The 24,114-nt window shown below is 36.9% G+C and carries 20 protein-coding genes; 11 read left to right on the forward strand and 9 right to left on the reverse strand.

Going from position 1 to position 24,114, the window contains the following annotated elements:
• Positions 1-12: 12 nt before the first annotated feature.
• From IC610_RS03175 to IC610_RS03210, 8 genes are all read right to left on the reverse strand, one after another.
• Positions 13-378 carry a response regulator transcription factor gene (locus IC610_RS03175; RefSeq protein ID WP_191735202.1) on the reverse strand — a complete coding sequence of 122 codons (366 nt, stop codon included), beginning with the start codon at positions 376-378 and terminating at the stop codon, positions 13-15.
• Positions 379-515: 137 nt separating this feature from the next.
• The gene (gene tnpA / locus IC610_RS03180; protein ID WP_191735203.1) at positions 516-959 is read right to left on the reverse strand and encodes an IS200/IS605 family transposase; all 444 of its coding nucleotides are present in this window, start codon (positions 957-959) and stop codon (positions 516-518) included.
• Between the two features lie 285 nt (positions 960-1,244).
• Positions 1,245-3,965: an ATP-binding protein gene (locus IC610_RS03185; RefSeq protein ID WP_191736194.1), complete on the reverse strand. Its 2,721-nt coding sequence runs from the start codon at positions 3,963-3,965 to the stop codon at positions 1,245-1,247.
• A complete protein-coding gene (locus IC610_RS03190; protein ID WP_047442934.1) occupies positions 3,958-4,152 on the reverse strand; it encodes a hypothetical protein in 195 nt (64 codons plus the stop codon). Before IC610_RS03190 ends, IC610_RS03185 begins: the two co-directional genes overlap by 8 nt.
• 270 nt (positions 4,153-4,422) lie before the next feature.
• The gene (locus IC610_RS03195) at positions 4,423-4,647 is read right to left on the reverse strand and encodes a DUF6814 family protein (RefSeq protein ID WP_056080148.1); all 225 of its coding nucleotides are present in this window, start codon (positions 4,645-4,647) and stop codon (positions 4,423-4,425) included.
• 44 nt (positions 4,648-4,691) lie between these two features.
• The gene (locus IC610_RS03200) at positions 4,692-6,272 is read right to left on the reverse strand and encodes an MFS transporter (RefSeq protein WP_191735204.1); all 1,581 of its coding nucleotides are present in this window, start codon (positions 6,270-6,272) and stop codon (positions 4,692-4,694) included.
• A gap of 48 nt (positions 6,273-6,320) precedes the next feature.
• Positions 6,321-7,700 (reverse strand): porin, encoded by a 1,380-nt coding sequence (locus IC610_RS03205; RefSeq protein ID WP_191735205.1) that lies wholly within the window; start codon positions 7,698-7,700, stop codon positions 6,321-6,323.
• A 247-nt stretch (positions 7,701-7,947) separates the two neighbouring features.
• Positions 7,948-8,364 carry an IS1/IS1595 family N-terminal zinc-binding domain-containing protein gene (locus IC610_RS03210; RefSeq protein ID WP_191735206.1) on the reverse strand — a complete coding sequence of 139 codons (417 nt, stop codon included), beginning with the start codon at positions 8,362-8,364 and terminating at the stop codon, positions 7,948-7,950.
• Between the two features lie 158 nt (positions 8,365-8,522).
• Between IC610_RS03210 and IC610_RS03215 the strand changes: the two genes are divergently transcribed.
• The 8 genes from IC610_RS03215 to argH all read left to right on the forward strand — a co-directional run bounded on the left by IC610_RS03215 (position 8,523) and on the right by argH (position 17,601).
• Positions 8,523-9,122, forward strand: a complete 600-nt coding sequence (locus IC610_RS03215) for a GNAT family N-acetyltransferase (protein WP_191735207.1) — start codon at positions 8,523-8,525, stop codon at positions 9,120-9,122.
• Positions 9,094-10,287: an argininosuccinate synthase gene (argG, locus tag IC610_RS03220; RefSeq protein ID WP_191735208.1), complete on the forward strand. Its 1,194-nt coding sequence runs from the start codon at positions 9,094-9,096 to the stop codon at positions 10,285-10,287. Before IC610_RS03215 ends, argG begins: the two co-directional genes overlap by 29 nt.
• 126 nt (positions 10,288-10,413) lie before the next feature.
• Entirely contained in the window at positions 10,414-11,388 is a 975-nt protein-coding gene (argC, locus tag IC610_RS03225; protein ID WP_191735209.1) for an N-acetyl-gamma-glutamyl-phosphate reductase, read from the forward strand.
• 336 nt (positions 11,389-11,724) lie between these two features.
• Positions 11,725-12,864, forward strand: coding sequence for an aspartate aminotransferase family protein (locus tag IC610_RS03230; protein ID WP_191735210.1), 1,140 nt, complete (start codon positions 11,725-11,727; stop codon positions 12,862-12,864).
• A gap of 187 nt (positions 12,865-13,051) precedes the next feature.
• Complete coding sequence (locus tag IC610_RS03235; protein WP_191735211.1) at positions 13,052-14,011, forward strand: Rossmann-fold NAD(P)-binding domain-containing protein; 960 nt, start codon at positions 13,052-13,054, stop codon at positions 14,009-14,011.
• Positions 14,012-14,135: 124 nt separating this feature from the next.
• The gene (gene argB / locus IC610_RS03240; protein ID WP_191735212.1) at positions 14,136-14,930 is read left to right on the forward strand and encodes an acetylglutamate kinase; all 795 of its coding nucleotides are present in this window, start codon (positions 14,136-14,138) and stop codon (positions 14,928-14,930) included.
• Positions 14,905-15,987: a M20 family metallo-hydrolase gene (locus IC610_RS03245; RefSeq protein WP_191735213.1), complete on the forward strand. Its 1,083-nt coding sequence runs from the start codon at positions 14,905-14,907 to the stop codon at positions 15,985-15,987. Before argB ends, IC610_RS03245 begins: the two co-directional genes overlap by 26 nt.
• A 309-nt stretch (positions 15,988-16,296) precedes the next feature.
• Positions 16,297-17,601 (forward strand): argininosuccinate lyase, encoded by a 1,305-nt coding sequence (gene argH / locus IC610_RS03250; RefSeq protein WP_191735214.1) that lies wholly within the window; start codon positions 16,297-16,299, stop codon positions 17,599-17,601.
• Positions 17,602-17,749: 148 nt separating this feature from the next.
• Here the strand turns inward: argH and IC610_RS03255 are convergent, their stop codons facing one another.
• Positions 17,750-18,211 (reverse strand): Lrp/AsnC family transcriptional regulator, encoded by a 462-nt coding sequence (locus IC610_RS03255; RefSeq protein ID WP_047442942.1) that lies wholly within the window; start codon positions 18,209-18,211, stop codon positions 17,750-17,752.
• 242 nt (positions 18,212-18,453) lie between these two features.
• Here IC610_RS03255 and IC610_RS03260 point away from each other — a divergent pair, with 242 nt between their 5' ends.
• The 3 genes from IC610_RS03260 to carB all read left to right on the forward strand — a co-directional run bounded on the left by IC610_RS03260 (position 18,454) and on the right by carB (position 24,082).
• Positions 18,454-19,344, forward strand: coding sequence for an aspartate carbamoyltransferase catalytic subunit (locus IC610_RS03260; protein WP_191735215.1), 891 nt, complete (start codon positions 18,454-18,456; stop codon positions 19,342-19,344).
• Between the two features lie 224 nt (positions 19,345-19,568).
• Complete coding sequence (locus IC610_RS03265) at positions 19,569-20,642, forward strand: carbamoyl phosphate synthase small subunit (RefSeq protein ID WP_191735216.1); 1,074 nt, start codon at positions 19,569-19,571, stop codon at positions 20,640-20,642.
• 260 nt (positions 20,643-20,902) lie between these two features.
• Positions 20,903-24,082 (forward strand): carbamoyl-phosphate synthase large subunit, encoded by a 3,180-nt coding sequence (gene carB, locus IC610_RS03270; protein ID WP_191735217.1) that lies wholly within the window; start codon positions 20,903-20,905, stop codon positions 24,080-24,082.
• The last annotated feature ends 32 nt before the right edge of the window (positions 24,083-24,114 follow it).

Raw genomic sequence — 24,114 nt, forward strand, 5'->3', positions numbered from 1 at the left:
TGATATTCGTGTTTAAGCAGTAAGCAATTCCTCAATCTGAGAAATCAGTTTTTTAATCGAGTACGGTTTTGTTACGTACGCGTCAGCTCCCATTTCCAAGCCTTTCTCAATATCTTTCGGATTGTTTTTGGCACTGAGGAAGAGAACTTTTGTATTGTCTAAATTTTCATTCTTTTTAATTTCTTCCAGAGTGCTGTAGCCGTCAAGATTGGGCATCATAATATCGAGTAAAATAACGTCTGGAACGATGGTTTTTAAAAACTCCAAAACCTCGGTTCCGTCTCTGGCGATAAAAACTTCGTACCCGATTTTCCGGAAACTGTATTCCAGAGACATTAATATCTTGTGTTCGTCGTCGGCGATTAAGATCTTTTTCATTGTGTATTTTCTTTATGATTCAACTTCATTGTTTTTTTATGTTGGGGAACCCGAAGGGTTCAATTTTAATAGCCATAGGTGAAACCTATGGAATATGAATCATCATTCGCATCAAAACAACCCGGCAGGGTTGAATTTTAAATAATTTCACCTTCAAATTTAATCCCGTTCTCATTCAATAACCTTTTAAATTCTTCCATGAACGTCTCTTTTTTGTGATGTTCTTTTTGATTCTTAATATAATTTATAAGAGTTTCCTTTTCTCTCACCGATATTGTAAATGCTCCATAGCCTTCCTGCCATCCTTCGAACTCATCAAATAATCCAGATTCTTTCATCCACAGGTTTGATGCTACTTTAATATCCTTAACCAAACTGCTGAGATTTAAATTTGGATGTAAATCACATAAAATATGAATATGGTCAGGCATGCCATTAATTCTGTATAATTTACATTTTTTATTGTTTAAAATACCCCAAATATATTTGTAAAGTTCGGTTTCATTTTTCTCATCAATCGTTTGTTTTCTATGTTTTGTTCCGAAAACAATATGATAGATTATTTGCTTGTATGTTCCCATTTGTGTGTTTTTTTTGTTGAACCCTATCGGGTTCGTTATTTGTGTTTTTCAATTTCCATGGGTTTCCACCCACGGCTATTGTTGTTGAACCCTTCGGGTTCGTTATTTGTGTTTTTCAATATTCATGGGTTTCACCCACGGCTATTGTTGTTGAACTCTCGGGTTCGTTATTTGTGTTTTCAATATCCATCGGTTTCACCCACGGCTATTGATATTAAACCCTTCGGGTTCTTATCCACTGCTTCCAATATCAGCTTTGGTTTCGCCGAATCACATGCCTCGATTTCATTCAGGGCTACTTTTGTTAAACCCTTCGGGTTCCGCGTCATTATTTGTCATTCTTATGACTGGTAACGTGATGGTAAACGTCACACCCAATCCGCTGTTTTCTGCTTTTATGGTTCCATTGTGGGCTTCGATGATTCTTTTTGAAATTGCCAGTCCAAGGCCGCTTCCGGTAGGTTTGATAATGTTTTGATTTTTAGACTGATAAAATTTATCGAAAATCATTTCCAGATCTTCTTCAGGAATATTTTTTCCCGTATTAAAAATTTTAATAATTAAATCATCGTCTTTTTCTGAAAGTTTCGTCTGAATAATTCCCTGTTCATCAGTAAATTTCAATGCATTTCCCAAAATATTCTGGAATAACTGGATAAATCTCGCTTCATCGTATTCAAATTGGTATTTCTCTAATAAATCAACTTCGCTGACATGGATAAATTTCTGCTGAATCAAATGCAGGATAGGATTTAAAGCTTTTTTATAGGTTTCAATAATCTTATTTTCCTGAATGTTTAATGCAATTTCTCCGTGTTGAAGCTTGTCCAGATAAAGAATGTCATTAATAATTTCGCTCAAACGGTCAGATTCTGTGATGATGTTATTTAAAAATTCTTTTTTAATATCTAGAGGAATATCGTCGTCATCTGCTAAAATTTCTCCTGCCGAACGAATTGCTGTGATTGGTGTTCTCAATTCATGCGCAACAGAATCCAGAAAATCGTCCTTCTGACGGTCTTTCACGATGAGATTTTCATTGGCGGCACTGAGGTCGTTCGAGAGCTGTTTCAGCTCTTCAGATTTCTCGGTCAGTTTTTTATTCAGCGTGATATTTTCTTTTGATTCTTCCAAAATATTTAAAACTTCCTTCAATGAAATTTTATCTTCCTTGGTTACGCCTTCGATTAGAATTTTTGCCGAAGCTGTCCCTATTCTTCCCGCCAAAAGGTTTTCAGAAAATTTAATAAATCTTGAATCGGCCGTTTCTGTTTGGGAATCGATATTGTATTTAATATTGAAAATCCGCATTGCCTGCTCGGTTTTTTTCTTGCCTAAAAAACGTTCCAGAATATTTTGAATATCAGAAACATAAGCAGTGCCGCGCCAAATAAATGCGTTTTCGTGATTTTGAATATATTTATCGATATCAACATACAATTCGGCAAAATTTCTTTCACGGTAATTTCCTTTCATACTCACGGAAAGTATGGTAAATAGGGCAGTGTTTACCAAAATCGACCAAAAGAAAATTTCAGGAATTCGGGTTAAAAACGAAATGTCAAAAAACTGAAAAGCATTATACAAATCTCTTAAAACTCCCTTCAGTTCAGAATTATAAGAAAAATAATACTGTGGAATAATCAATCCGAAATAACAGATAATTAATCCAGCAAAAAGTCCAGCCACCGCGCCGTGATAACTACCTCTTCGCCAGAATATTGCTCCAAAAAATGCAGGTGCCAACTGAGCAATAATGACAAATGAAATCAATCCGACAGAATCTAAAGAAGTTTTTAAAATGAAATATTTATAAAAGGCAAACGCCACAATAATCAACCCGAAAATCGAAAATTTACGGATGTTGGTAATGTTTCGTGTATTTTGAACTTCATTTTCAGCTTTAAATTTTCCAAGTAAACCATAAGGAATAATCAGATTGTTTGAAAGCATGATCGACAAAGTAATCGCCGAGATAATAATCATTGAAATGCAAGAACTCAAACCTCCCAGAAACACCAAAACCGTAATCAAAGTATTGTCAAAATGTTGCGGAATGAGAATAGAGTAGAACTCGGGATTTACATTCTGTTCATTAAAAATCAATCTTCCGCCCCAGGCAATCGGGAAGATGAAAATAGTAAATATCAAAAGATAAAGAGGGAAAAACCAAATGGCTGTTTTAATATGTTTTTCCTGTCTGTTTTCAACGATTGCGGTGTGAAACTGTCTAGGTAAAATACAGATTGCTGTTCCGGAAATCACGCAGAGAACCATCCAGTTCATCGCACCTTCAATTCCGTTAAATGTATTTTTTGCTTTAAAATCAGGAAATTTACTCGCCTTCTGATACAGGTCTGAAAATCCGTCGAATGCATAATAAATGACGAATAATCCTAAAATTATAATGAAAAATAATTTCAGAAAACTTTCCAAAGCAATGGCTGAGATAATGCCCAAACGTTTTTCTGAGGCATCAACATATTTTGTTCCGTAATATGATGAGAAGACAGCAATCAAAATCACTACAAAAGTTCCGCTGTCCGTTAATATATTTTGTGAAGATTTAGTTTCTGTTACCAAATGAAAAGTCTCGGAAATTGCTTTGATCTGCAATCCAATGTATGGAATAATCGCAAACAGACAAACCAGAGTTATGATTGCGCTGAAACTCCGGCTGTTTCCATATCGTAATGAAATGAAATCGGCCAAACTGCTGATTTTGTTGACTCTCGAAATGCGGACAATCCGGGTATTAATGTAAATCCAAGCCGGAATTACCATGATCGGACCAATGTAAATAGGTAAATAATTGAGTCCGCTGGTCGCTGCCACGCCGATACTTCCATAATACGTCCAAGCGGTGCAGTACACAGCAAGCGACAGTGCATAGATGTAAGGGTTATTAATCCAGATCTTACTCTTTTTCTTCTCTGCCAAATGGGCAACTAAGAATAAAAGTGCGAGGTAAATAAGGACAACGATAAATAATGCGAAACTACTCATCATATTTTTTTACGATTACAAAAGAAATAATGATGGAAATCATCCAGACTGCAAAAAAATAAACAAGAATCATCGGGTAACCAAAAACCTCCCGCTCACTGTTGAAAAGCAATGAAATCGGAATGCTGAACGCAATTAAAAGACCTACGCTCAGAATAATCAGTTTTTGCTCGTGACGCTTTTTCATAAGTGATTATTGATGAATGATAATTGATTGATTCGAATGTTTAAAGTTTTTTTAAATTCAATTTTAATGAAAAATTTAAAATAATTCTGCTTTTCTCCAACATTAGAAGAGAGAAAAACTTCTATCTAAATTAACTAAAATTACTACCATGTCATCCTGAGCTTGTCGAAGGAAGGGTTGGGGAAATAATGTTTAATAGATTCTTTATTAAAAACGATAATTGATGAACAGACCGAAATCATTCATCAATTATCATCTATCATTTATAAATTATTTCTCGTCAGAATATTCTCCAGTTAATGAATAATATCCGAAGATGGCCAATCCGCCTGTGACAATCGGTACCAATACAAAAAGTATAATGATGCCGAACACAAGGTCTTCTTGTTTTCCTGATGTGATTTTAGGGATGCCCATCACCGTTATTCCAAAATAGGCGACGATCAGGGCGGCTAAAATCCATACAATGCCTAATATTTTTTTTAATCCGTTCATTTTAGTAGATTTAAAATTAATAAATTTTTAAGTGATTATCCCTATTAATCGTGGATATTGTTGTTCTTATTTTTCAGATAAATCAATCCGATGACTAAACAGACTGCGGCAACTCCGATCGGATACCAAAGTCCTTCGAGATACCATGTCGCATGTCCTGCATCTTTTCCGGAAGTTACGAGATAAGTGGCCACTGCGGGAAGCAATCCTCCAAAAACCCCATTTCCAATATGATACGGCAACGACATCGACGTATAACGGATTCTCACTGGGAACATTTCCACTAAAAATGCGGCAATCGGACCGTAAACCATCGTCACAAAAATCACCTGAATAAATACGAGGAAGACCAAATACCATCTTGTGTCGTCGTTCAAAGTGATCGATGTTGAAACTTTTGGCTCTTCCGCTTTTCCGTCTTTCATCACAGGACCGGCGGCTGACCAGTGAACGATACTGTCCTTTTTAATTAAAGTTCCGTCTGTGTACGTCGTTTCTTTATGGAATGTCACTAAACTGTCTGTTGCAATCGTTTTGTGAATGGCTGCAACTCTCGTTTCCTTAACACCTTCATTTGCAACTGTTTTCGCTTCTACATTCACACTTTTGTACATCGCGTCGTAGATCGGTCTGTATGCTAAAATTGCGACCAGCATTCCGGTCATCATAATCGCTTTTCGGCCAATTTTGTCTGAAAGCCAACCGAAAAATACGAAGAAAGGCGTTCCCATTAACAATGCCGTAGCCATTAGATAATCAACCTGCATCGAATTGATGTTCATTACTTTTTGAAGGAAACTCATCGCATAAAACTGTCCGGTGTACCAGATGACCCCTTGTCCCATCGCAGCTCCGAATAATGCCAACAAGACAAATTTGAAATTAAATTTATTCCCGAAACTTTCTTTTAAGGGATTTTTTGAAGTTTTCCCTTCACTTTTAGCCTTTGCAAAAAGAGGAGATTCCTTCATGTTTTTTCTGATGAAATATGAAACCCCAACCATCAAAATCGAAATCCAGAACGGAACTCTCCATCCCCATGAGTCAAAGTCTTCTGCTGAAAGTGTATTTTTAGTAATTAGAATTACGATCAGTGAAATGAAAAGTCCTGCTGTAGCGGTAGTCTGAATCCATGAAGTCCAGTAACCTCTTCTGTGTGGCTGCGAATATTCCGCAACATATGTCGCTGCGCCTCCGTATTCTCCACCTAAAGCCAATCCCTGTAAAAGTCTTAAGATCAAAACTAAAACCGGTGCCATAAATCCGATGGTTTCATATCCCGGAATACATCCAATCAGGAAGGTCGAAAATCCCATGATCAATAAAGTCACTAAGAAAGTATATTTTCTTCCGATGATGTCTCCCAGTCTTCCGAAAAACAGGGCTCCGAAAGGTCTCACTACAAATCCAGCCGCAAAAGTGGCGAGCGTAGATAAAAATGCTGCAGTAGGATTGTCTGCCGGGAAGAATTTGGTCGCCAAAACGACTGCCAGACTTCCGAAAATATAGAAATCATACCATTCTATCAAAGTTCCGAGAGACGATGCGGTGATGACGCTCCAGATGGTGCGGTTCTTCTGCTTATCTGTCATATTCTCGTAAACATCGTGGTGTTGTTCGCTCATATCAATAGATTTTTTTTTGTTAATAATTAAATTAAATGGAATTAGTTTTTATAAATAAATTTGAAGTTGTACAATAAATTCCCCTTTAGATTTCGGATTTTCCGTTGGACTTGTGTAAACTGGTCTTGTAGAATATTGCGTCGTGATTTTTGCATGATGACCGTCTAAAAACCAGTTAGCTCCCACATCAAACTGCGAAGAAGGTTTATCAAACGCTTCGAAATCTTTGTAAGTGTAAGCCGCAAAAGGCTGAATTCTGATTTTCGGTTTTTCAGCCTGGCTCGGCAATAATAGACCAGCCTGAGCATAGACCACATTTCCGGTTCCGATCATCGGTTGTAGATTTCCGGGACCAGCTAAAGCTCTTTGTCCGACAAAATTCGGGTCGTTAGCTGCGATGTTCATTGTGCCTAAATTTCTCACGTAATTCGGTCCGAAATTATAGTTGAAATATCCAGCATAAGCCGAAACAGCCATTTTATTTTTTGCTTCACCCAAAGGAATGTCAGCAAAAGCATCTACAGAAAGTAGGGTAATATCGTGTTTTTCGATGTTTGAATTGACTGAAGTTCTCGTACCTTCCGCCTGATGGTAAAACCCTGCACCCACGTTGAAAACTTTTTTAGTTCCCAAGTAAGAACCTACTTTGAAAGGAAGAAGATTAGATTCTGTGTCTAAAAACTGATATTCAAAATAACCTGCCTTAGACCAGTTAGGATTTCCGTTGTTGTCAACAGCGACTTCATTTCCGGGAATCAGCGTATTTGCCGGAACTAAATCTGTAGCGAAAGGTTTGTTTAAACTCATCCGGTATTCAAATTTTCCGTATTTACCTTTGGCAAAAAGACCCATCTGTCTCGCAAACTGATCTGAATTGTCAATTAAAGGCCAACTGAAAACCGGAGAATCCAAAGTTAGAAAGTTCAGTGTGGAAGCCATCGTCATACGCGAAAGTCCCATGTAATAATGAAGTCCGCCACCTAATGTTAAGCTGAATTTTCCTGCTTCACCAGGCATTACGACTGCATATTCATTCCATGCATCATGAAAGAAAAGCTGAGGTTTTTTACCGTTTCCATAGCCGCCGGTTCCTGTTGTTCCTGTTGCGCCACCGTTGATAAAGGTCTGATTGTTAATCCCGAAATGCGTAAGAATCATGTAACGCTTCGTGATTTGAGCGTAGGCTAAAATACGTGCCCGTCGGTTTCCTAAATTCCACGTATTGTCAGTGGGTTCTCCGCCAACCATACTTCCGGGGTTCATTTCGGTGTTCCTGATCCAGAACTGATCCCAGAGAATAAATCTGACATATTTATCTCCTTCAGGATTTAAATTTATTTTTAAACCATTTCCATAATCAGGTGAACCCTGACCGTATACAGAACTGCTGATTAAAGCTAATCCAATAAAACTTAATATTTTCTTCATAAATTATTAATTTTTTGGCTGTTATTTTGTGAAAGCCAAATTGGAATTAATAATTTAGTTATAAAAATTCAGTATATATTAGTGGTGATGGTATAGTTGATTAATAATAATGATGATTGATGGGTCGGAAAATTTAAAGATTTAAGAAAAATTTTAGTTACAATAATCTAATATAATGCTTATTAAATAAATAAATTCATATTCTTGAAATTTAATTTTAGCAGAAATATGCTAAAAATATTTGAATTTATTTTTTAAATCTTTCCCATTTAATCAACATATACTTGTCAGCAAATTGAGTGATAATTAAACCTGAATCTTTAATGTTTTCTTCTTTGGAAATATATTCGATCAACTCATTTTGTTTTAAAATTTTATAAACCGGATGAAAATCAGAGTGAGGTGGTCTCGTAATATTATATTTCTTGATCCAGGAACTGACAGTTACATGAGAAACGCCGATAATCCTTTCTATTTCACGGAAACTTAAGCCTTCAAGATATAATTGTAGTGCTTTGGTCACATAATAATCATCAATTTTTTTACCTAATTTTTTAACGGTAAAATAATAATTACAATCCTTACAGTGGAATCTTTGTTTCTCATTAATAATTCCGCTTTTTACGACTTTTTCACTCTTGCATTTCGGACAGATACTCTCCATATATAGTATTTTAGCAAATATATAACAATTTAGCAATATTAAATTTTAACAATAAGATAATTATACCTGCTAATATTAATTAAACAATAAAATTATCTTTTTAATTTGTTTTTTAAAGATAATATGTTTTAAATTTGCCAAAAAATTCAGATAAATAAATGGAAATACAAATTTCCTCATGCGAACATTTAATGTATGTGAGTGAAATACAGCAGGAAATGTATGATTCTGCACAGCGACGGGGAACGGGCATCGCAAAACGTTCCATAGAATATTTAAGCAAAAAAATTTCGGAAGGTAACGCTGTAGTCGCTACTGAAAATGGTGAATGGGTAGGTTTCTGCTATATCGAAACCTGGTCGCACGGTCAGTTTGTAGCCAATTCGGGGTTAATTGTTTCTCCAAAATTCAGGCATGGAGGTATTGCAACTTTAATCAAAGACAGAGTATTTGCTTTGTCACGAGAAAAATTTCCCAATGCAAAAATATTTGGTTTAACTACAGGTTTGGCGGTGATGAAAATCAACAGTGACTTGGGATATAAACCAGTGATTTATTCTGAATTAACGCAGGATGATGAGTTTTGGAGCGGATGCAAAAGCTGCGTTAATTATGAAATTTTAATGAAAAAAGAACGGAAAAACTGCCTTTGTACAGCAATGCTTTTCGTTCCTGAAAATAGTAAAGTAAATGGAGTTGACGATAATCAACCCGAAAATAAATATAAAAATGAGCAAGAAAGTAATCTTAGCGTTTAGCGGAGGTCTCGATACCTCTTACTGTGCCAAATATCTGAGCGAAACACTTGGGTATGAAGTATATGCAGTGACTGTAAATACCGGAGGCTTTTCTAAAGAAGAGGAAAAAGAACTGGAGAAAAAAGCCTTTCAACTTGGGGTGAAAGAATACAGGTGCGTTGATGCTCAGGAAGATTATTATAATTCTTGTGTAAAGTATCTGATCTTTGGTAATGTATTGAAAAACAACACCTATCCGTTGTCTGTAAGTGCTGAACGTACGATCCAGGCGCAGGAAATTGCGAAATATGCCATTGAAATCGGTGCTGATGCAATTGCTCACGGAAGTACAGGAGCAGGAAATGACCAGGTTCGTTTCGACTTGATTTTTCAGGTAATGTGTCCGAATGTAGAAATTATTACGCCGATTCGTGATCTGTCTTTGTCCCGTGAAGAAGAAATTGAATTTTTGAAAAGCCATGGCTACGAAATGGGGTTCGAAAAGTCTCAATATTCCGTCAACAAAGGACTTTGGGGAACTTCAGTCGGAGGAAAAGAGACGTTAGCTTCAAGAAATTATCTTCCTGAAGAAGCTTTTCCATCTCAGGTTAAAAAAACTCAGCCTTCAGAACTGGAAATTGACTTCAAGAATGGTGAAGTTGTAGCTGTTAACGGCGAAAACTTTGAACATTCGGTTTATGCCATTCAAAAAATTGAAAAATTAGCTTCTGCGTATGGAATCGGTCGCGATATCCACGTTGGCGATACGATTGTCGGAATTAAAGGAAGAGTGGGATTCGAAGCAGCGGCGGCCTCTGTTATTATAAAAGCGCACCATTTGTTGGAAAAACATACGCTCTCAAAATATCAGCAAATGATGAAATCCCAATTGTCTGATTGGTACGGAAACTGGCTTCACGAGGCACTTTTTTTAGATCCTGTGATGAGAAATATCGAGTCTTTTTTAGATGATTCTCAAAAAACAGTAAGTGGAAAAGTATTTATAACCCTGCATCCTTACAGGTTTATCTTAAGCGGAATTGAGTCTAAACATGATCTGATGTCCGATAAATTCGGATGTTACGGTGAAGCAAACAGAGCTTGGACGGGCGAAGATGTGAAAGGTTACACGAAAATTGTAAGCAATTCTTTAAATATATATCATCAGATTAATTCTGCGTTATAAGGACGAACCCGAAGGGTTCAATACGAATAGCCATAGGTGGAACCTATGGATTATTAAATCAACAAGCAATCACAACCCGATAGGGTTCAATAATATTTGCGGTCGAAATCCGTGAAAACCAATAAAATGATTAATATCAAAAAGACGGCAGGAATTATCGGTGCCAACGGCTACACAGGAAGCGAATTAGTTCGTCTGTTGGCTTTTCATCCCCATATGACTTTGAATTTTTTATATAGCCGTTCGAATTCGGGACTAAAGATTTCAGATTTGTACCCGGATTTAACGACGGTGTGTGAAATGATTTTAACGGATCAGCCTGAAGAGGTAGATATTTTATTTTTATGTCTTCCGCACAAAGAAAGTCAGAATTGGCTGGCTCAAAATAATATAAAAGATGAAACATTAGTAATCGATTTAGGAAATGATTTTCGTTTAGATAGAAATTTTGGAAACAGAAATTTTATCTACGGATTACCCGAAATCAACAAAAAACAACTATTGGGAGCAAAAAGTATTGCAAATCCCGGATGTTTTGCAACGGCAATTCAACTGGCCTTGCTTCCATTATCTCAAAAAGGTTTGTTGAATGAGGTGTACACAACGGGAATTACAGGTTCAACAGGTGCCGGTCAATCTTTACAATCGACGACGCATTTTACGTGGAGAAACGATAATATTTCAGCATATAAAACTTTGACACATCAGCATGTGGATGAGATTTTACAGCAGTTAGTTTCTTTTAATACGAATCAAATCAGTCTGAATTTTGTTCCATGGAGAGGGGATTTTGCGAGAGGAATTTTTACGAGTTCCACGGTGAAAACAGATGTAGAACTTTCGGATATCAATCAGTTGTATCAGGATTTTTATGCAGATGCGCCTTTTGTAAAGGTAAGTGAGAAAGCAATTGATTTAAAACAGGTTGTCAACACCAATCGTTGTGTGATTCATATAGAAAAGAGTGGAAATGTTGCCGTTATTCACTCAGCGATTGACAATTTGTTGAAAGGAGCTTCCGGACAGGCAGTTCAAAACATGAATATAGCCATGGGCTGGGAAGAGAATTTAGGATTGAACTTGAAGCCTGTGGTTTTTTAATGTCAATGGTCAATAAGTCAATCGTGAATTTTTAAACCCGAATCAAAACCGACCTAGGAAACGGAGGCGTTAAAAATTTTTAAAGAATTTCCGTCAAAAAATTTCTACTGTTTGAGTGGCGGCCAAAAACATCTTTGAGAAACAAGTTTTGCCTTCCGCCCGAGTTTAGAAATTTTAGGAAATTATTTAAAATTTTAGCCGGAGTTTCCAGTCTTGTCCCGAAGCTTCGGGATTGTTTCTTTTGTTTGACTGCGTCGAATCTTCGATTTCAAGGCAAAAGAAAAATATAAGCAGATGAATCATTCATCAAACATCAATTATCATTTATAAATAGACATGAATTTATTCAACGTATATCCACTATTCAATATAAATCCGGTAAAAGCTCAGGGATCATTTCTTTGGGACGATAAAGGAGAAAAATATCTTGATTTTTACGGAGGTCACGCGGTAATTTCGATCGGGCACAACCATCCGCATTATCAAACTCAATTAAAAAATCAACTAGATAAAATATCTTTCTATTCAAACTCGGTTCAGAATGAATTGCAGACTGAACTGGCTGAAAAATTAGGAAAACTTTCAGGTTTGGAAGATTACAATCTGTTTTTATGTAATTCAGGAGCTGAAGCAAATGAAAATGCTTTAAAACTGGCTTCTTTCCATAACGGAAAAAGCAAAGTGTTATATTTTTCAGGCTCTTTTCATGGCAGAACCTCGGCAGCAGTTTCTGTGACCGACAATCCAAAAATTGTAGCTCCGGTAAATTATGACGAAAGATTCATAAAATCTGAATGGAATAATATCGAACAGCTTGAAGCCGTTTTTGAAAATCAGGGAAATGAAATTTCATCTGTAATTATTGAAGGAATACAGGGAGTTGGTGGAATTATGATTCCAACGGTTGAATTTTTAACTAAAATCAAAGAACTGTGCGAAAAATATAATGCTGTTTTGATTTTAGATGAAGTTCAGTCAGGATACGGAAGAAGCGGATATTTTTTTGCTCATCAGGAATTCGGAATTAAAGCAGATATTATCACGACAGCAAAAGGAATGGGCAATGGCTTCCCGATCGGTGGAGTATTGATTCATCCGAAATTTCAGGCAAGCAACGGTTTGCTGGGAACAACTTTCGGAGGAAATCACTTAGCTTGTGTCGCTGCGATTGCGGTTTTGGACGTTATAAAAGAGGAAAATCTCATCGAAAATGCTCAGAAAATGGGCGAATATATTGAAAACGAAATTAAAGATTTTCCACATATCAAAGTAATCCGAAGGAAAGGCCTGATGATTGGAATTGAACTCGACAGGGATTGCTCAGAAGTGAGGAACAGGCTGTTGTACAATCATCACATTTTTACAGGAAACTCCAATGATAAGGCTGTGTTGAGGATTCTTCCTGCGTTGAACATTAAAAAAGAAGAAACTGATTTATTTATCAGTGCTTTAAAAACTGTTTTAGAAAATCTATAATTTTTAATTAACCACAAAGTCACAAAAGCTTTATCATTTTAAGAATCTATCAGGCTTTTTAAAGAGCATTAAAGCTTAATGAAAATCTCTGATTTTCATCTTATGTGAACTTATATTTTCAAACTATTAAACTTTAAAATTTTGGAATAATCTTTTGTGACTTTTGTGGTAAAACAACCAATTCAAAATGAAAAAATTCACCTCAGTAAGCGACGTTGAAAACTTACAGAAAATTATAAAAAAAGCGTTACAAATAAAAGAAAATCCTCTTTTGGAAACCGAGAAAGGAAAAGGAAAAACAATCGGACTGGTATTTTTAAATTCAAGTTTGAGAACCCGTTTAAGCAGCCAGATAGCAGCACAAAATTTAGGTTTAAATGTTCTGACATTAAATGCCGCTCAGGAAGCATGGAATCTGGAATTCGGGGACGGAGCGATCATGAACGGCGATACTGTTGAACATATCAAAGATGCCATTGAAGTGTTAAATCAATATTGTGACATTATCGCAGTTCGTTGTTTTGCAGGAATGAAAAGTAAGGAAGATGATGTTAACGAAAGCATTTTAAGCCAGTTCGAACAACATGCAAAAGTTCCGGTTATTTCATTGGAATCTGCAACTCGTCACCCTCTGCAGAGTTTGGCGGATTGCATTACAATTACTGAAAACTGGAAAAAAGAACATAAACCAAAAGTAGTGCTCACTTGGGCGCCTCACATCAAACCGATTGCTCATGCGGTAGGAAATTCTTTTGCAGAATGGATGCAGGAAATGGATGTTGAGTTGGTAATCGCAAATCCTGAAGGCTATGATTTAGATATAAACTTCACGAAAGATGTAAAAGTGGTTCATAATCAATACGAAGCGTTAAAAGATGCTGATTTTATTTATGTGAAAAACTGGTCGTCTTTTGATGATTACGCGGCAATGCCTGAAGTCAAAGAAAACTGGATGCTGACGAATAAAAAATTAGCCAATACCAATCGGGGAAAAGTGATGCACTGTCTTCCGGTTCGTCGTAATGTAGAATTGAGCGACGAAGTAATGGATGGTAAAAATTCCATCATTTACCAACAGGCGAAAAACCGAATTTTCTCTGCACAGGCTGTGTTCTCTGAAATTTTGGATGGATTGAATTCTAAGTAAAATAAAACCTAACGGGTTTTCGAAACCCGTTAGGTTTTAAATCATCTTAATTAAGTTCAATCAAAGTCCCAAAGGGACGACATAATCCAGAATAGGATGCAATCCTATGTAAATGAATTTAATAATGAAAGAAAAACTATACATCATAAAAATCGGCGGAGCATTAATCGATGATGAAGAATTATTGAACAAATTTCTGGAACAGTTCTCTGAAATTAAAGCAAAGAAAATTTTAGTTCACGGTGGCGGAAAATTAGCAACCACATTGGCTGATAAACTTGGTGTTGAACAGAAAATGATCAATGGACGAAGAATCACAGATAAAGAAACTTTAGATATTGTGGCGATGGTGTATGCGGGTGGAATCAATAAAAATATTGTGGCAAAACTTCAGCAGAAAAAATGTAAGGCGATAGGATTTTCAGGCGCTGATGCCAATTTAATTAAAGCTAAAAAAAGAGAACATGCAGAAATAGATTTCGGATTTGTAGGTGATATTGAGAAGAAAAGTGTAAACAGGAAATTAATCTCAAAATTGATTAAGCTTAAACTAATTCCGGTATTTTCAGCAATCACTCACGATAAAAAAGGAAATCTTTTCAATACCAATGCAGATACGATTGCCTCGGTAATTGCTCAGGCGTTGTCTTCAAAATATGATGTTGAATTGTTGTATTGTTTTGATAAATCAGGGGTTTTGGAAGATGTCGAAAATCCTGAATCTGTCATTAAAAATATTTCAGAAGGAGAATTTACTGTTTTAAAAAATGAAGGAAGACTTCACAAAGGAATTCTACCGAAACTGGAAAATGCTCTCGGAGCGATAAAAAATAATGTAAATAAGGTATTCTTAATTAAGGAAACCGAACTAAAAAACCACATAGAAAACCATCATGCAGGAACTGAAATCTGTTTATAGTAAAAAAGAATTACTGAATAACGCAGTGGATTTGTTGAAAAAACTGATTGAAATTCCGTCATTCAGCAAAGATGAATATAATACGTCGGTGGAAATTGAAAACTTTTTTAAAAAGAACAATATTCCTACAAAACGTTTTAAAAACAACATTTGGGCGGTGAATAAAAATTTCGATGTTTTCAAGCCGTCAATTTTGCTGAATACCCATCATGACACGGTAAAACCAAATAAAGCTTACACTTTGGATCCTTTTTTAGCGGTTGAAAAGGAAGGAAAACTGTATGGATTGGGAAGCAATGATGCCGGTGCTTCCTTGGTTTCGATGGCGCAGGTATTTCTACATTTTTTCGATAAAGAGAATTTAAAATATAATTTAGTGATTGCTCTGACAGCGGAGGAGGAGATTTCGGGATTTGACGGAATTGAGGCTTTATTTCCGCAGCTTCCGAGTATCGAACTTGCCATTGTAGGAGAACCCACGCAGATGAATCTTGCCATTGCGGAAAAAGGATTGTTGGTGATTGATGGTGAAATGAAAGGAACTCCTTCTCACGCCGCTCATCCGAACGATGATAACTCGATTGTGAAATGTATGGAGGATGTACAGCAGATTTTAAATTTCAAATTTCCAAAAGTTTCAGATTATTTGGGTGAAGTTAAAGTGACTTTGTCGGGAATTCATGCCGGCGTGCAGCATAACGTAGTTCCGGAATCATGTCAATTCACATTAGATGTGAGAGTTACTGATGAATATTCTAATCAGGAAACGTTTGAAATCATACAGTCACAGATGAAATCAACTTTAACGGCAAGATCTTTCAGGCTCAATTCCTCAAAAATCGATAAGGATCATCCATTTGTAAAAGCAGGTCTGGAAATCGGGAGGACAACTTACGGTTCACCTACGTCATCCGATCAGGCAATTATTCCGTGTACATCGGTGAAGCTCGGTCCCGGTGACAGCAGGCGCTCTCATACTGCAGATGAATTTATTTTTATCGAAGAAATTGCGGAGGGAATTGAGATTTATATTAAGATACTTGAAAAAGTTTTATAGACTGGAAGCTGGAAGAGGGAAGATTGAAGTCAATGAAGTCTGCAAATAACGACTTTGGAAACGGAGGCGTTAAGAAATTTTATATTATTTCCGTTAAAAAATTTCCACTGTCTGAGTAGCGGCAAAAAATAAGCTAATTATTTCAAATAATACTTCCCGCCCGAGTTTTGGAAATTTTAGGAAATAATTTAAAATTTTAGCCGGAGTTTCCAAGTCTTGTCCCGAAGCTTCGGGATTGTTTCTTTTGTTTGACTACGTCGAATCTTCGATTTCAAGACAAAAGAAAATTAATGTTTTAAAGAAAAAATTATGAAAAAAATATGGCAAAAAGACGATAACGCCACCAACATATTAGTCAATAAATTTACAGTCGGGAAAGATCTTGACTTTGATGAACGCTTAGCAAAATACGATGTCAAAGGCTCAATGGCGCATTGCAAAATGTTGGCAGAAGTTGGAATTATTTCCAATGAAGAATCAAAGCAGATGTTGACTGTTCTGGAGGAAATTTTAAAAGACATCGAAAACGGAACTTTTGAAATTGATAAAAATGCGGAAGATATTCATTCGCAGGTAGAATCTATCTTAATTGAAAAATTAGGCGATACAGGAAAGAAAATTCACACGGCAAGATCTAGAAATGACCAGGTTTTATTAGATATAAAATTATATTTATTAGATGAAATTCGTGAAATTACAACATTGACAGATGAATTATTTCAAATCTTAATTAAACTCGCAGATCAGCATAAAGATGTTCTGCTTCCAGGCTACACCCATTTACAGATTGCAATGCCTTCCTCTTTCGGATTGTGGTTTGGAGCTTATGCAGAATCGTTATTAGATGATGTAGAAATGCTTTTCTCAGTTAAAAATATCATTAATAAAAATCCATTGGGTTCGGCAGCCGGTTATGGCTCGTCTTTCCCGATCGACCGTGAGAGTACAACGTATAATTTAGGCTTTCAGTCGATGAATTATAATTCCGTGTATGCTCAAATGACGCGCGGAAAATCAGAGAAAATGTTGTCGATGGCAATGGCGACTTTGGCGGGAACGTTGGGGAAATTTGCCTATGATGTTTGCCTGTATTTGAGTCAGAATTTTGATTTTATAAGTTTTCCAAAAGAATTTACAACGGGAAGCAGTATTATGCCACACAAGAAAAATCCGGATATTTTTGAATTGGTTCGTGCGCGCTGCAACAGAATTCAGTCGTTGCCGAGTGAATTTATATTATTGACGAATAATCTTCCGTCAGGCTACCACAGAGATATGCAGTTGACGAAAGAAATTCTTTTCCCGGCCATTGATTCTTTGAAAGAATGTCTGGAAATTTTAAATTATACCTTACCGAATATTCAGGTGAAAGATGGGATTTTGGAAGATGAAAAGTATCAATATCTTTTCAGCGTAGAGAAAATCAATGAAGAAGTGAAGAAAGGAAGTTCATTCCGTGATGCGTATGTAAAAGTAGGGCAGGATATTGAAAATAACGGGTTTGATTTTGAAATTAAAAATTTAAATCATACTCATCAGGGAAGTATTGGAAATTTGTGCTTAGATAAGATTGAATATCAGTTTAATAAGTTGAAAAATAAATTATTGGGTTGATAGTTTGATTAAGCCATTAAGGTAATTTAAGGGGTAAAGAATAGTTAAGATTCGCAGGCGAATAATGAAAGCAGTGCTTAAAAAATCGTTAGATTTTCTTAATTAAACTTAACTTCTTCAATAATCTTAATGGTTCAATTTTAAATATTTAGCCCAAATCAATCTTAAACTTAGTCGACTTTTTCACCTCATGGAGCACGATAGAACTGTGATATTGCCCAATACTGGGAATATTTGAAATCACATTAACTGTAAAATCGTTATAAGAATTAATATCTTTTGCAATGATTTTCAGCATATAATCATATTCGCCGGAAAGACTGATGATCTCCTGAACTTCATCATGTTGCATTATGTTTTTCTCGAAAGTTTCCAGAACTTTTTTAGATTGTTCTTTCAGACGGACATTGCAGTAAACGACAATATTTAAACCGAGTTTTTCACGGTTCAGAAGACCTACATATTTCTCAATAATCCCCTGTTTCTCCAACTGTTTGATGCGTTCGTAAGTTGGGGTAAAGGTTAAACCTATTTTCTCTGAAATTTCTTTCACCGAGAAGGTAGAGTCTTCCTGAATTATGCTGAGAATCATCCTGTCTTTTGCGTCCATAAACTGTATTTGAATTCTAACAAAAATATTAAGAATAAATGAGAATAACCAACGATTGAAGTTTTTTAATTTTTTTGAGGTTTCACTTTGTCATGTTACCCAAATGTTATATCTTTGCACCTAATGAATAACACAGTATTTATATCATTAGAATTACCGGGCGTAGACGCCCTTTACGATATTTATTTATTTTAAGCGAAGATATTTTCTTCGCTTTTTTTATGTTCAAAAATTAAGATTTTATGTTTACGATTACCGAACTAAGTACAGAGAAAATCAATAAGATACTGACGGAAGCTTTAGCTTTTGCCAACGGAAAAACTGCCAAAATTGAAGGCGAAGTGTTCTGCTCAAATCTGTTTTTTGAAGACAGCACAAGAACGAAAACGAGCTTCGATGTTGCCGAAAGAAAACTGGGTTTGCAGGTCGTTCCTTTTGATGCATCCAACAGTTCTGTCAACAAAGGTGAAAGTTTTTATGATACAGTGAAGACCATTGAAAGTATTGGGGTAAATCTTGTCGTGATCAGAGATAAGAAAGACCGTTATTTTGATGAATTAAAAAATATTAGCATTCCTGTAATCAACGGTGGCGACGGAACGGGAAATCATCCTTCACAGTGCATGCTCGATTTGCTGACTATTTATCAGGAATTCGGAACTTTTGAAGGATTGAAAATAGGAATCGTTGGTGATGTAAAACACAGCCGTGTTGCGAACTCCAATGCAGAAGCTTTGAGAAGATTAGGCGCTAAAGTTTATTTTTCAGGGCCTGAACAGTGGTTTGACGAAGGAGCTTTAATTAACGGTACGTATCTTTCTGTAGATGAGATGATTCACGATGTGGATGTTTTGATGTTACTGAGAATCCAGCACGAAAGACACGATTCAAAAATGAGTTTCTCAGCTTCGGAATATCATAAAAAATATGGTCTGACGAAAGCAAGAGAAAAAACGATGAAAAAGGAAGCAATCATCATGCATCCCGCACCGATCAATAGAGGCGTAGAAATCGATACCGATCTGGTGGAATGTGAACGCTCAAGAATTTTCAAACAAATGCAGAACGGTGTTTTCGCAAGAATGGCGATTCTGAAAAATGCTTTGGAGGAGAAAGGTTTCTCTTTTAAGTAAAAAGGTAAAAGTAAAAAGAGCCAAGTGATTTACTTTTTGAAATTTTATGATAAATTAACTCATTAAGGCGAATTTTAAAAAGAATTATCATTGAGAAAAGCCCTGAAAGGGCGACCTGTCAATAGCCATGGGTGAAACCCATGGGAAATCAGAAGAAATGTAAATCCAGCCCTGTAAGGGTGACCTGATAATTTAAATAAATAGAAATAAAGATAAAAGTTAAAATGAAGAAAAAATTAATACTGGAGTCCGGTGAAGTATTTCATGGAGAAGGTTTCGGAGCAGATTTGGAGACAGCAGGAGAGGTGGTTTTCAATACCGGAATGACAGGATATCAGGAATTGATTTCTGACCCGTCATACTGCAGTCAGATTGTTTGCATGACGTATCCGCTGATCGGAAATTACGGGATCAACCGTGATGACTACGAAAGCATCGAGCCTGCAATTAAAGGTCTTATTGTAAAGGAAATTTGCGATTTGCCTTCTAATTTCAGAACTCAGATTACTTTACAGGAGCTGTTTAAAAAGAAAAATCTTTCAGGAATTTCAGGAATTGATACCAGAAGACTGACTAGAATTCTCCGTAATTCAGGTGTGGTAAAAGGAAAAATCGTGAATGCTGATGCAGACGAAAACACGACCGTTGAAGAATTAAAATCAACTACTTTCCCAACAAATCAAGTAGAGCAGGTTTCAACAAAAACTTCTTATGCCAATCCAGGAAGAGGACTTAAAGTAGTGCTTGTAGATTTTGGGTCTAAATTAGGAATAATCAGAGAATTATCTCAAAGAAACTGCGATATCATTGTTGTTTCTCATGATACTACAGCTGAAGAAATTTTGCTGATGGATCCGGATGGAATTATGTTATCCAACGGTCCCGGAGATCCTGAAGACAACCAAAAAGCTTTAGAAATGATCCGCGGATTGCTTGGTAAAGTTCCAATTTTCGGGATTTGCCTTGGACATCAGTTGATTGGCCTGGCTTGCGGTGCAAAAACATTCAAATTAAAATTCGGACACAGAGGTGGAAATCACCCTGTTTTGGATTTAGAAAAAAATAAAGTAGCGATCACTTCTCAGAATCACGGTTACGCAGTTGATCAGGAGAGCCTTAAAGAAACAGATTTAATAGAGACTCATATCGCATTGAATGACAGAACAAACGAAGGTTTGAGACATAAGATTCATCCATGCTTCTCAGTTCAGTATCACCCTGAAGCGAGTCCGGGTCCTGAAGATGCAAATTATTTATTTGATGACTTCATCACGATGATGGAGGATTTTAAAAAGTAGGAGATTAATTATTTGGGCAGCTTATCCGCCTTCCGTTCCCGCTTTTTTGTAAGCATGTCCTGAGCTTGTCGAAGGATCTCCTCCTCACAAAAAGAGCTCCACTCAAGTCGGGCTGCGGGCAATTCGCTGCAAATTAAAGTTGGAAATAAAGAATCCGAAGGATTCAATATGAATAGCCGTAGGTGAAACCTATGGAAACGATGAAATAATCATCATCCGAACCCGAAAGGGTTCAACAACGACAAAAGGAAAATTTAAAAATGAAAAGAAACGACATAAAAACAATTTTAGTAATCGGTTCCGGCCCAATTATCATCGGTCAGGCGGCGGAATTTGATTACGCAGGAACGCAGGCTTGTCTTTCATTGAGAGAAGAAGGGTACAAGGTGATTTTGATCAATTCAAACCCTGCAACGATTATGACGGATGTTGAAATTGCTGATAAGGTTTACATAGAGCCGATTTCACTTCAGTTTGTAAGTCACATCATCAGAAAAGAGCGTCCGGATGCACTTTTACCGACTCTTGGTGGACAAACAGGTTTGAATATGGCCGTAGAACTGGAGAAATCAGGAATTCTTGAAGAATGCAAAGTGGAAGTTTTGGGAACTACACTTTCTGCTATCAACAGAGCGGAAGACAGAGATCTGTTCCGTGAATTGATGAGAGAATTAAACGAACCGGTTCCGGAATCTGACATTGTAACAACAGTTGAAGGAGCGCTCCGTTTTGCTGACGAGATCGGTTATCCGGTGATCGTTCGTCCCGCCTTTACAATGGGTGGAACCGGTGGTGGAATCGCTGCCAACGAAGCTGAATTGAAAGAAATTGCCGAATTGGGATTGAAATACAGTCCGGTGACGCAGTGTCTGATTGAAAGATCAATCGCAGGTTTCAAAGAAATTGAATACGAAGTAATGCGTGATGCAAACGACAACGCGATTGTGGTTTGTAACATGGAAAACATAGATCCGGTGGGAGTTCACACAGGAGATTCGATTGTTGTGGCGCCTTCCCAGACGCTTTCAGACAGAGAGTATCAGCTTCTGAGAAACGCTTCACTGAAAATCATCAGAGCTTTAGGAATTGAAGGTGGATGTAACGTGCAGTTGGCTTTAGACCCACATTCTTTCGATTACTACATTATCGAAGTAAACCCAAGAGTTTCCCGTTCATCAGCATTAGCATCAAAAGCAACTGGTTATCCGATTGCTAAGATCGCTGCTAAAATTGCTGTGGGATTGACTTTAGATGAAATCATGAATCCAGTTACAGGAAAAACTTACGCTTGTTTCGAGCCTGCTTTGGATTATGTGGTAACTAAATTCCCAAGATTCCCTTTCGATAAATTTGAAACTGCGGACAGAAGACTGTCAACTCAAATGAAAGCAACTGGAGAAGTAATGGCGATCGGAAGAAATTTCGAAGAGTCTTTACAGAAAGCGGTACGTTCTCTGGAAACAGGTTTGAGACATTTAGGTTTAAAAACAAAACAGGCTGCAGCTTTAACTGACGAAGATATCGAAAGAAGAATCAGAGTTTGTGATGACGAAAGACTGTTCATCATTTGTGACGCTTTAAGAAGAGGGTACGACTGGGAGCAAATTGTAGAGTGGAGCAAAATTGATAAATTCTTTATCTGGAAATTAAAGAAATTAGTTGATTTCGAAAAGACAATTGCAGCTAACAGATTCGATAAAGAAATTTTAATTGAATCTAAAAAATTAGGTTTCTCAGATCAGAATATCGCTCACTTATGGGAATCTACGCAAAGAGAAGTTTATAATTTCAGAAAAGAAAACGGAATTGTGCCGGTTTACAAAATGGTAGACACCTGTGCTGCTGAATTTGAATCTGAAACTCCATATTTCTACGGAACTTATGAAGAGGAAAACGAATCTGTAGTTACTGATAAAGAAAAAATCATCGTTTTAGGTTCCGGACCAATCAGAATCGGGCAGGGTGTTGAGTTTGATTACGCAACCGTTCACTCGGTTTGGGCGATCAAAGAAATGGGTTACGAAGCGATTATCATCAACAATAATCCCGAAACCGTTTCTACAGACTTCTCGATTTCAGATAAATTATATTTCGAACCTTTAACGGAAGAGGATGTGATGAGCATTATCGACCTTGAAAAACCAAAAGGTGTTGTCGTACAGTTCGGTGGACAGACTGCCATCAACTTAGCAGATAAATTAGCCGCTTACGGCGTTCAGATTTTAGGAACTTCTCTGGAAGATCTGGATAGAGCTGAAAACAGAGATAAGTTCGAAAAAGCCCTTCAGGAAATGGGAATTCCACAGCCTTTAGGAAAAACTTCAACTTCAAAAGAAGAAGCGATTGTGATTGCCAACGAAATTGGTTATCCGGTATTGGTTCGTCCGAGCTACGTTTTGGGAGGTAGAGCGATGGAAATTGTTTATACGGAAGCAGAATTGGCACATTATATGGAATTTGCGGTAGATGCAAGTCCGGATCAGCCGGTTTTGGTAGACCGTTATATCACAGGAAGAGAAGTGGAAGTTGATGCAATTTGCGACGGCGAAACGGTAATTATTCCTGGAATTATGGAACACATCGAAAGAGCGGGAGTTCATTCCGGAGACTCTATTGCAGTGTATCCGCCACAAAATGTTTCTCAGGCAGAAATTGATACTTTGGTTGATTATACTCAAAGATTAGCTAAAGGATTGAATGTGATTGGTTTAATGAATATCCAGTACGTTCTTTTTGAAGGAAATGTGTATGTGATTGAAGTGAATCCACGTTCGTCAAGAACAGTTCCTTTCTTATCTAAAATTACGGATGTTCCGATGGCAAATCTTGCTACGAAAGCGATTTTAGGTCAGAAACTGAAAGATTTAGGCTACAAAAACGGATTGGTTCCGAATAAAGAAGGCGTTTTCGTAAAAGTTCCTGTGTTCTCATTCTCAAAACTAACGAAGGTTGATATCTCTTTAGGACCAGAAATGAAGTCTACAGGAGAAGTGATGGGGAAAGACACGACCCTGGAAAAAGCTTTGTACAAAGGACTGGTTGCAGCAGGAAGAAAAGTTCCGATGCACGGTTCAATATTGTTCACAGTGGCTGACAAGCACAAGCAGGAAGCTGCTGATCTGGCTTCAAGATTCCACGAAGTTGGTTTCAGAATCTGGGCAACAGAGGGTACAGCAAAATTCTTCGAAGAAAAAGGCATTCCTTGCAAAATCGGATACAAAATAGGAGAGGAAAGTGTAAACCTAATCGATTTGATTCAGAAAGGAAAAGTTCAGTACGTTGTCAACACGATGACGAAAGGAAAACAGTCTGAAAGAGACGGTTTCCAGATCAGAAGAATGAGCGTGGAAAACGGTGTTCCTTGTTTAACATCAATGGATACAGTTGAAGCGATTCTGAAAGTGATTGAAAGTATGAGCTTTAAGATGGAGACGATGTAGTTTTCGGATTGAGATAAAGTAAAAGCGGAAGA

Origin of the sequence: Chryseobacterium caseinilyticum (assembly GCF_014837145.1) — a bacterium.
Classification (GTDB): Bacteria; Bacteroidota; Bacteroidia; order Flavobacteriales; family Weeksellaceae; genus Chryseobacterium; species Chryseobacterium caseinilyticum.

Bases quoted from the DNA above. Each gene is read 5' to 3' on its own strand.
- IC610_RS03175 (WP_191735202.1), bottom strand. From the start codon at position 378: ATGAAAAAGATCTTAATCGCCGACGACGAACACAAGATATTAATGTCT.
- tnpA (WP_191735203.1), bottom strand. From the start codon at position 959: ATGGGAACATACAAGCAAATAATCTATCATATTGTTTTCGGAACAAAA.
- IC610_RS03185 (WP_191736194.1), bottom strand. From the start codon at position 3,965: ATGAGTAGTTTCGCATTATTTATCGTTGTCCTTATTTACCTCGCACTT.
- IC610_RS03190 (WP_047442934.1), bottom strand. From the start codon at position 4,152: ATGAAAAAGCGTCACGAGCAAAAACTGATTATTCTGAGCGTAGGTCTT.
- IC610_RS03195 (WP_056080148.1), bottom strand. From the start codon at position 4,647: ATGAACGGATTAAAAAAAATATTAGGCATTGTATGGATTTTAGCCGCC.
- IC610_RS03200 (WP_191735204.1), bottom strand. From the start codon at position 6,272: ATGAGCGAACAACACCACGATGTTTACGAGAATATGACAGATAAGCAG.
- IC610_RS03205 (WP_191735205.1), bottom strand. From the start codon at position 7,700: ATGAAGAAAATATTAAGTTTTATTGGATTAGCTTTAATCAGCAGTTCT.
- IC610_RS03210 (WP_191735206.1), bottom strand. From the start codon at position 8,364: ATGGAGAGTATCTGTCCGAAATGCAAGAGTGAAAAAGTCGTAAAAAGC.
- IC610_RS03215 (WP_191735207.1), top strand. From the start codon at position 8,523: ATGGAAATACAAATTTCCTCATGCGAACATTTAATGTATGTGAGTGAA.
- argG (WP_191735208.1), top strand. From the start codon at position 9,094: ATGAGCAAGAAAGTAATCTTAGCGTTTAGCGGAGGTCTCGATACCTCT.
- argC (WP_191735209.1), top strand. From the start codon at position 10,414: ATGATTAATATCAAAAAGACGGCAGGAATTATCGGTGCCAACGGCTAC.
- IC610_RS03230 (WP_191735210.1), top strand. From the start codon at position 11,725: ATGAATTTATTCAACGTATATCCACTATTCAATATAAATCCGGTAAAA.
- IC610_RS03235 (WP_191735211.1), top strand. From the start codon at position 13,052: ATGAAAAAATTCACCTCAGTAAGCGACGTTGAAAACTTACAGAAAATT.
- argB (WP_191735212.1), top strand. From the start codon at position 14,136: ATGAAAGAAAAACTATACATCATAAAAATCGGCGGAGCATTAATCGAT.
- IC610_RS03245 (WP_191735213.1), top strand. From the start codon at position 14,905: ATGCAGGAACTGAAATCTGTTTATAGTAAAAAAGAATTACTGAATAAC.
- argH (WP_191735214.1), top strand. From the start codon at position 16,297: ATGAAAAAAATATGGCAAAAAGACGATAACGCCACCAACATATTAGTC.
- IC610_RS03255 (WP_047442942.1), bottom strand. From the start codon at position 18,211: ATGGACGCAAAAGACAGGATGATTCTCAGCATAATTCAGGAAGACTCT.
- IC610_RS03260 (WP_191735215.1), top strand. From the start codon at position 18,454: ATGTTTACGATTACCGAACTAAGTACAGAGAAAATCAATAAGATACTG.
- IC610_RS03265 (WP_191735216.1), top strand. From the start codon at position 19,569: ATGAAGAAAAAATTAATACTGGAGTCCGGTGAAGTATTTCATGGAGAA.
- carB (WP_191735217.1), top strand. From the start codon at position 20,903: ATGAAAAGAAACGACATAAAAACAATTTTAGTAATCGGTTCCGGCCCA.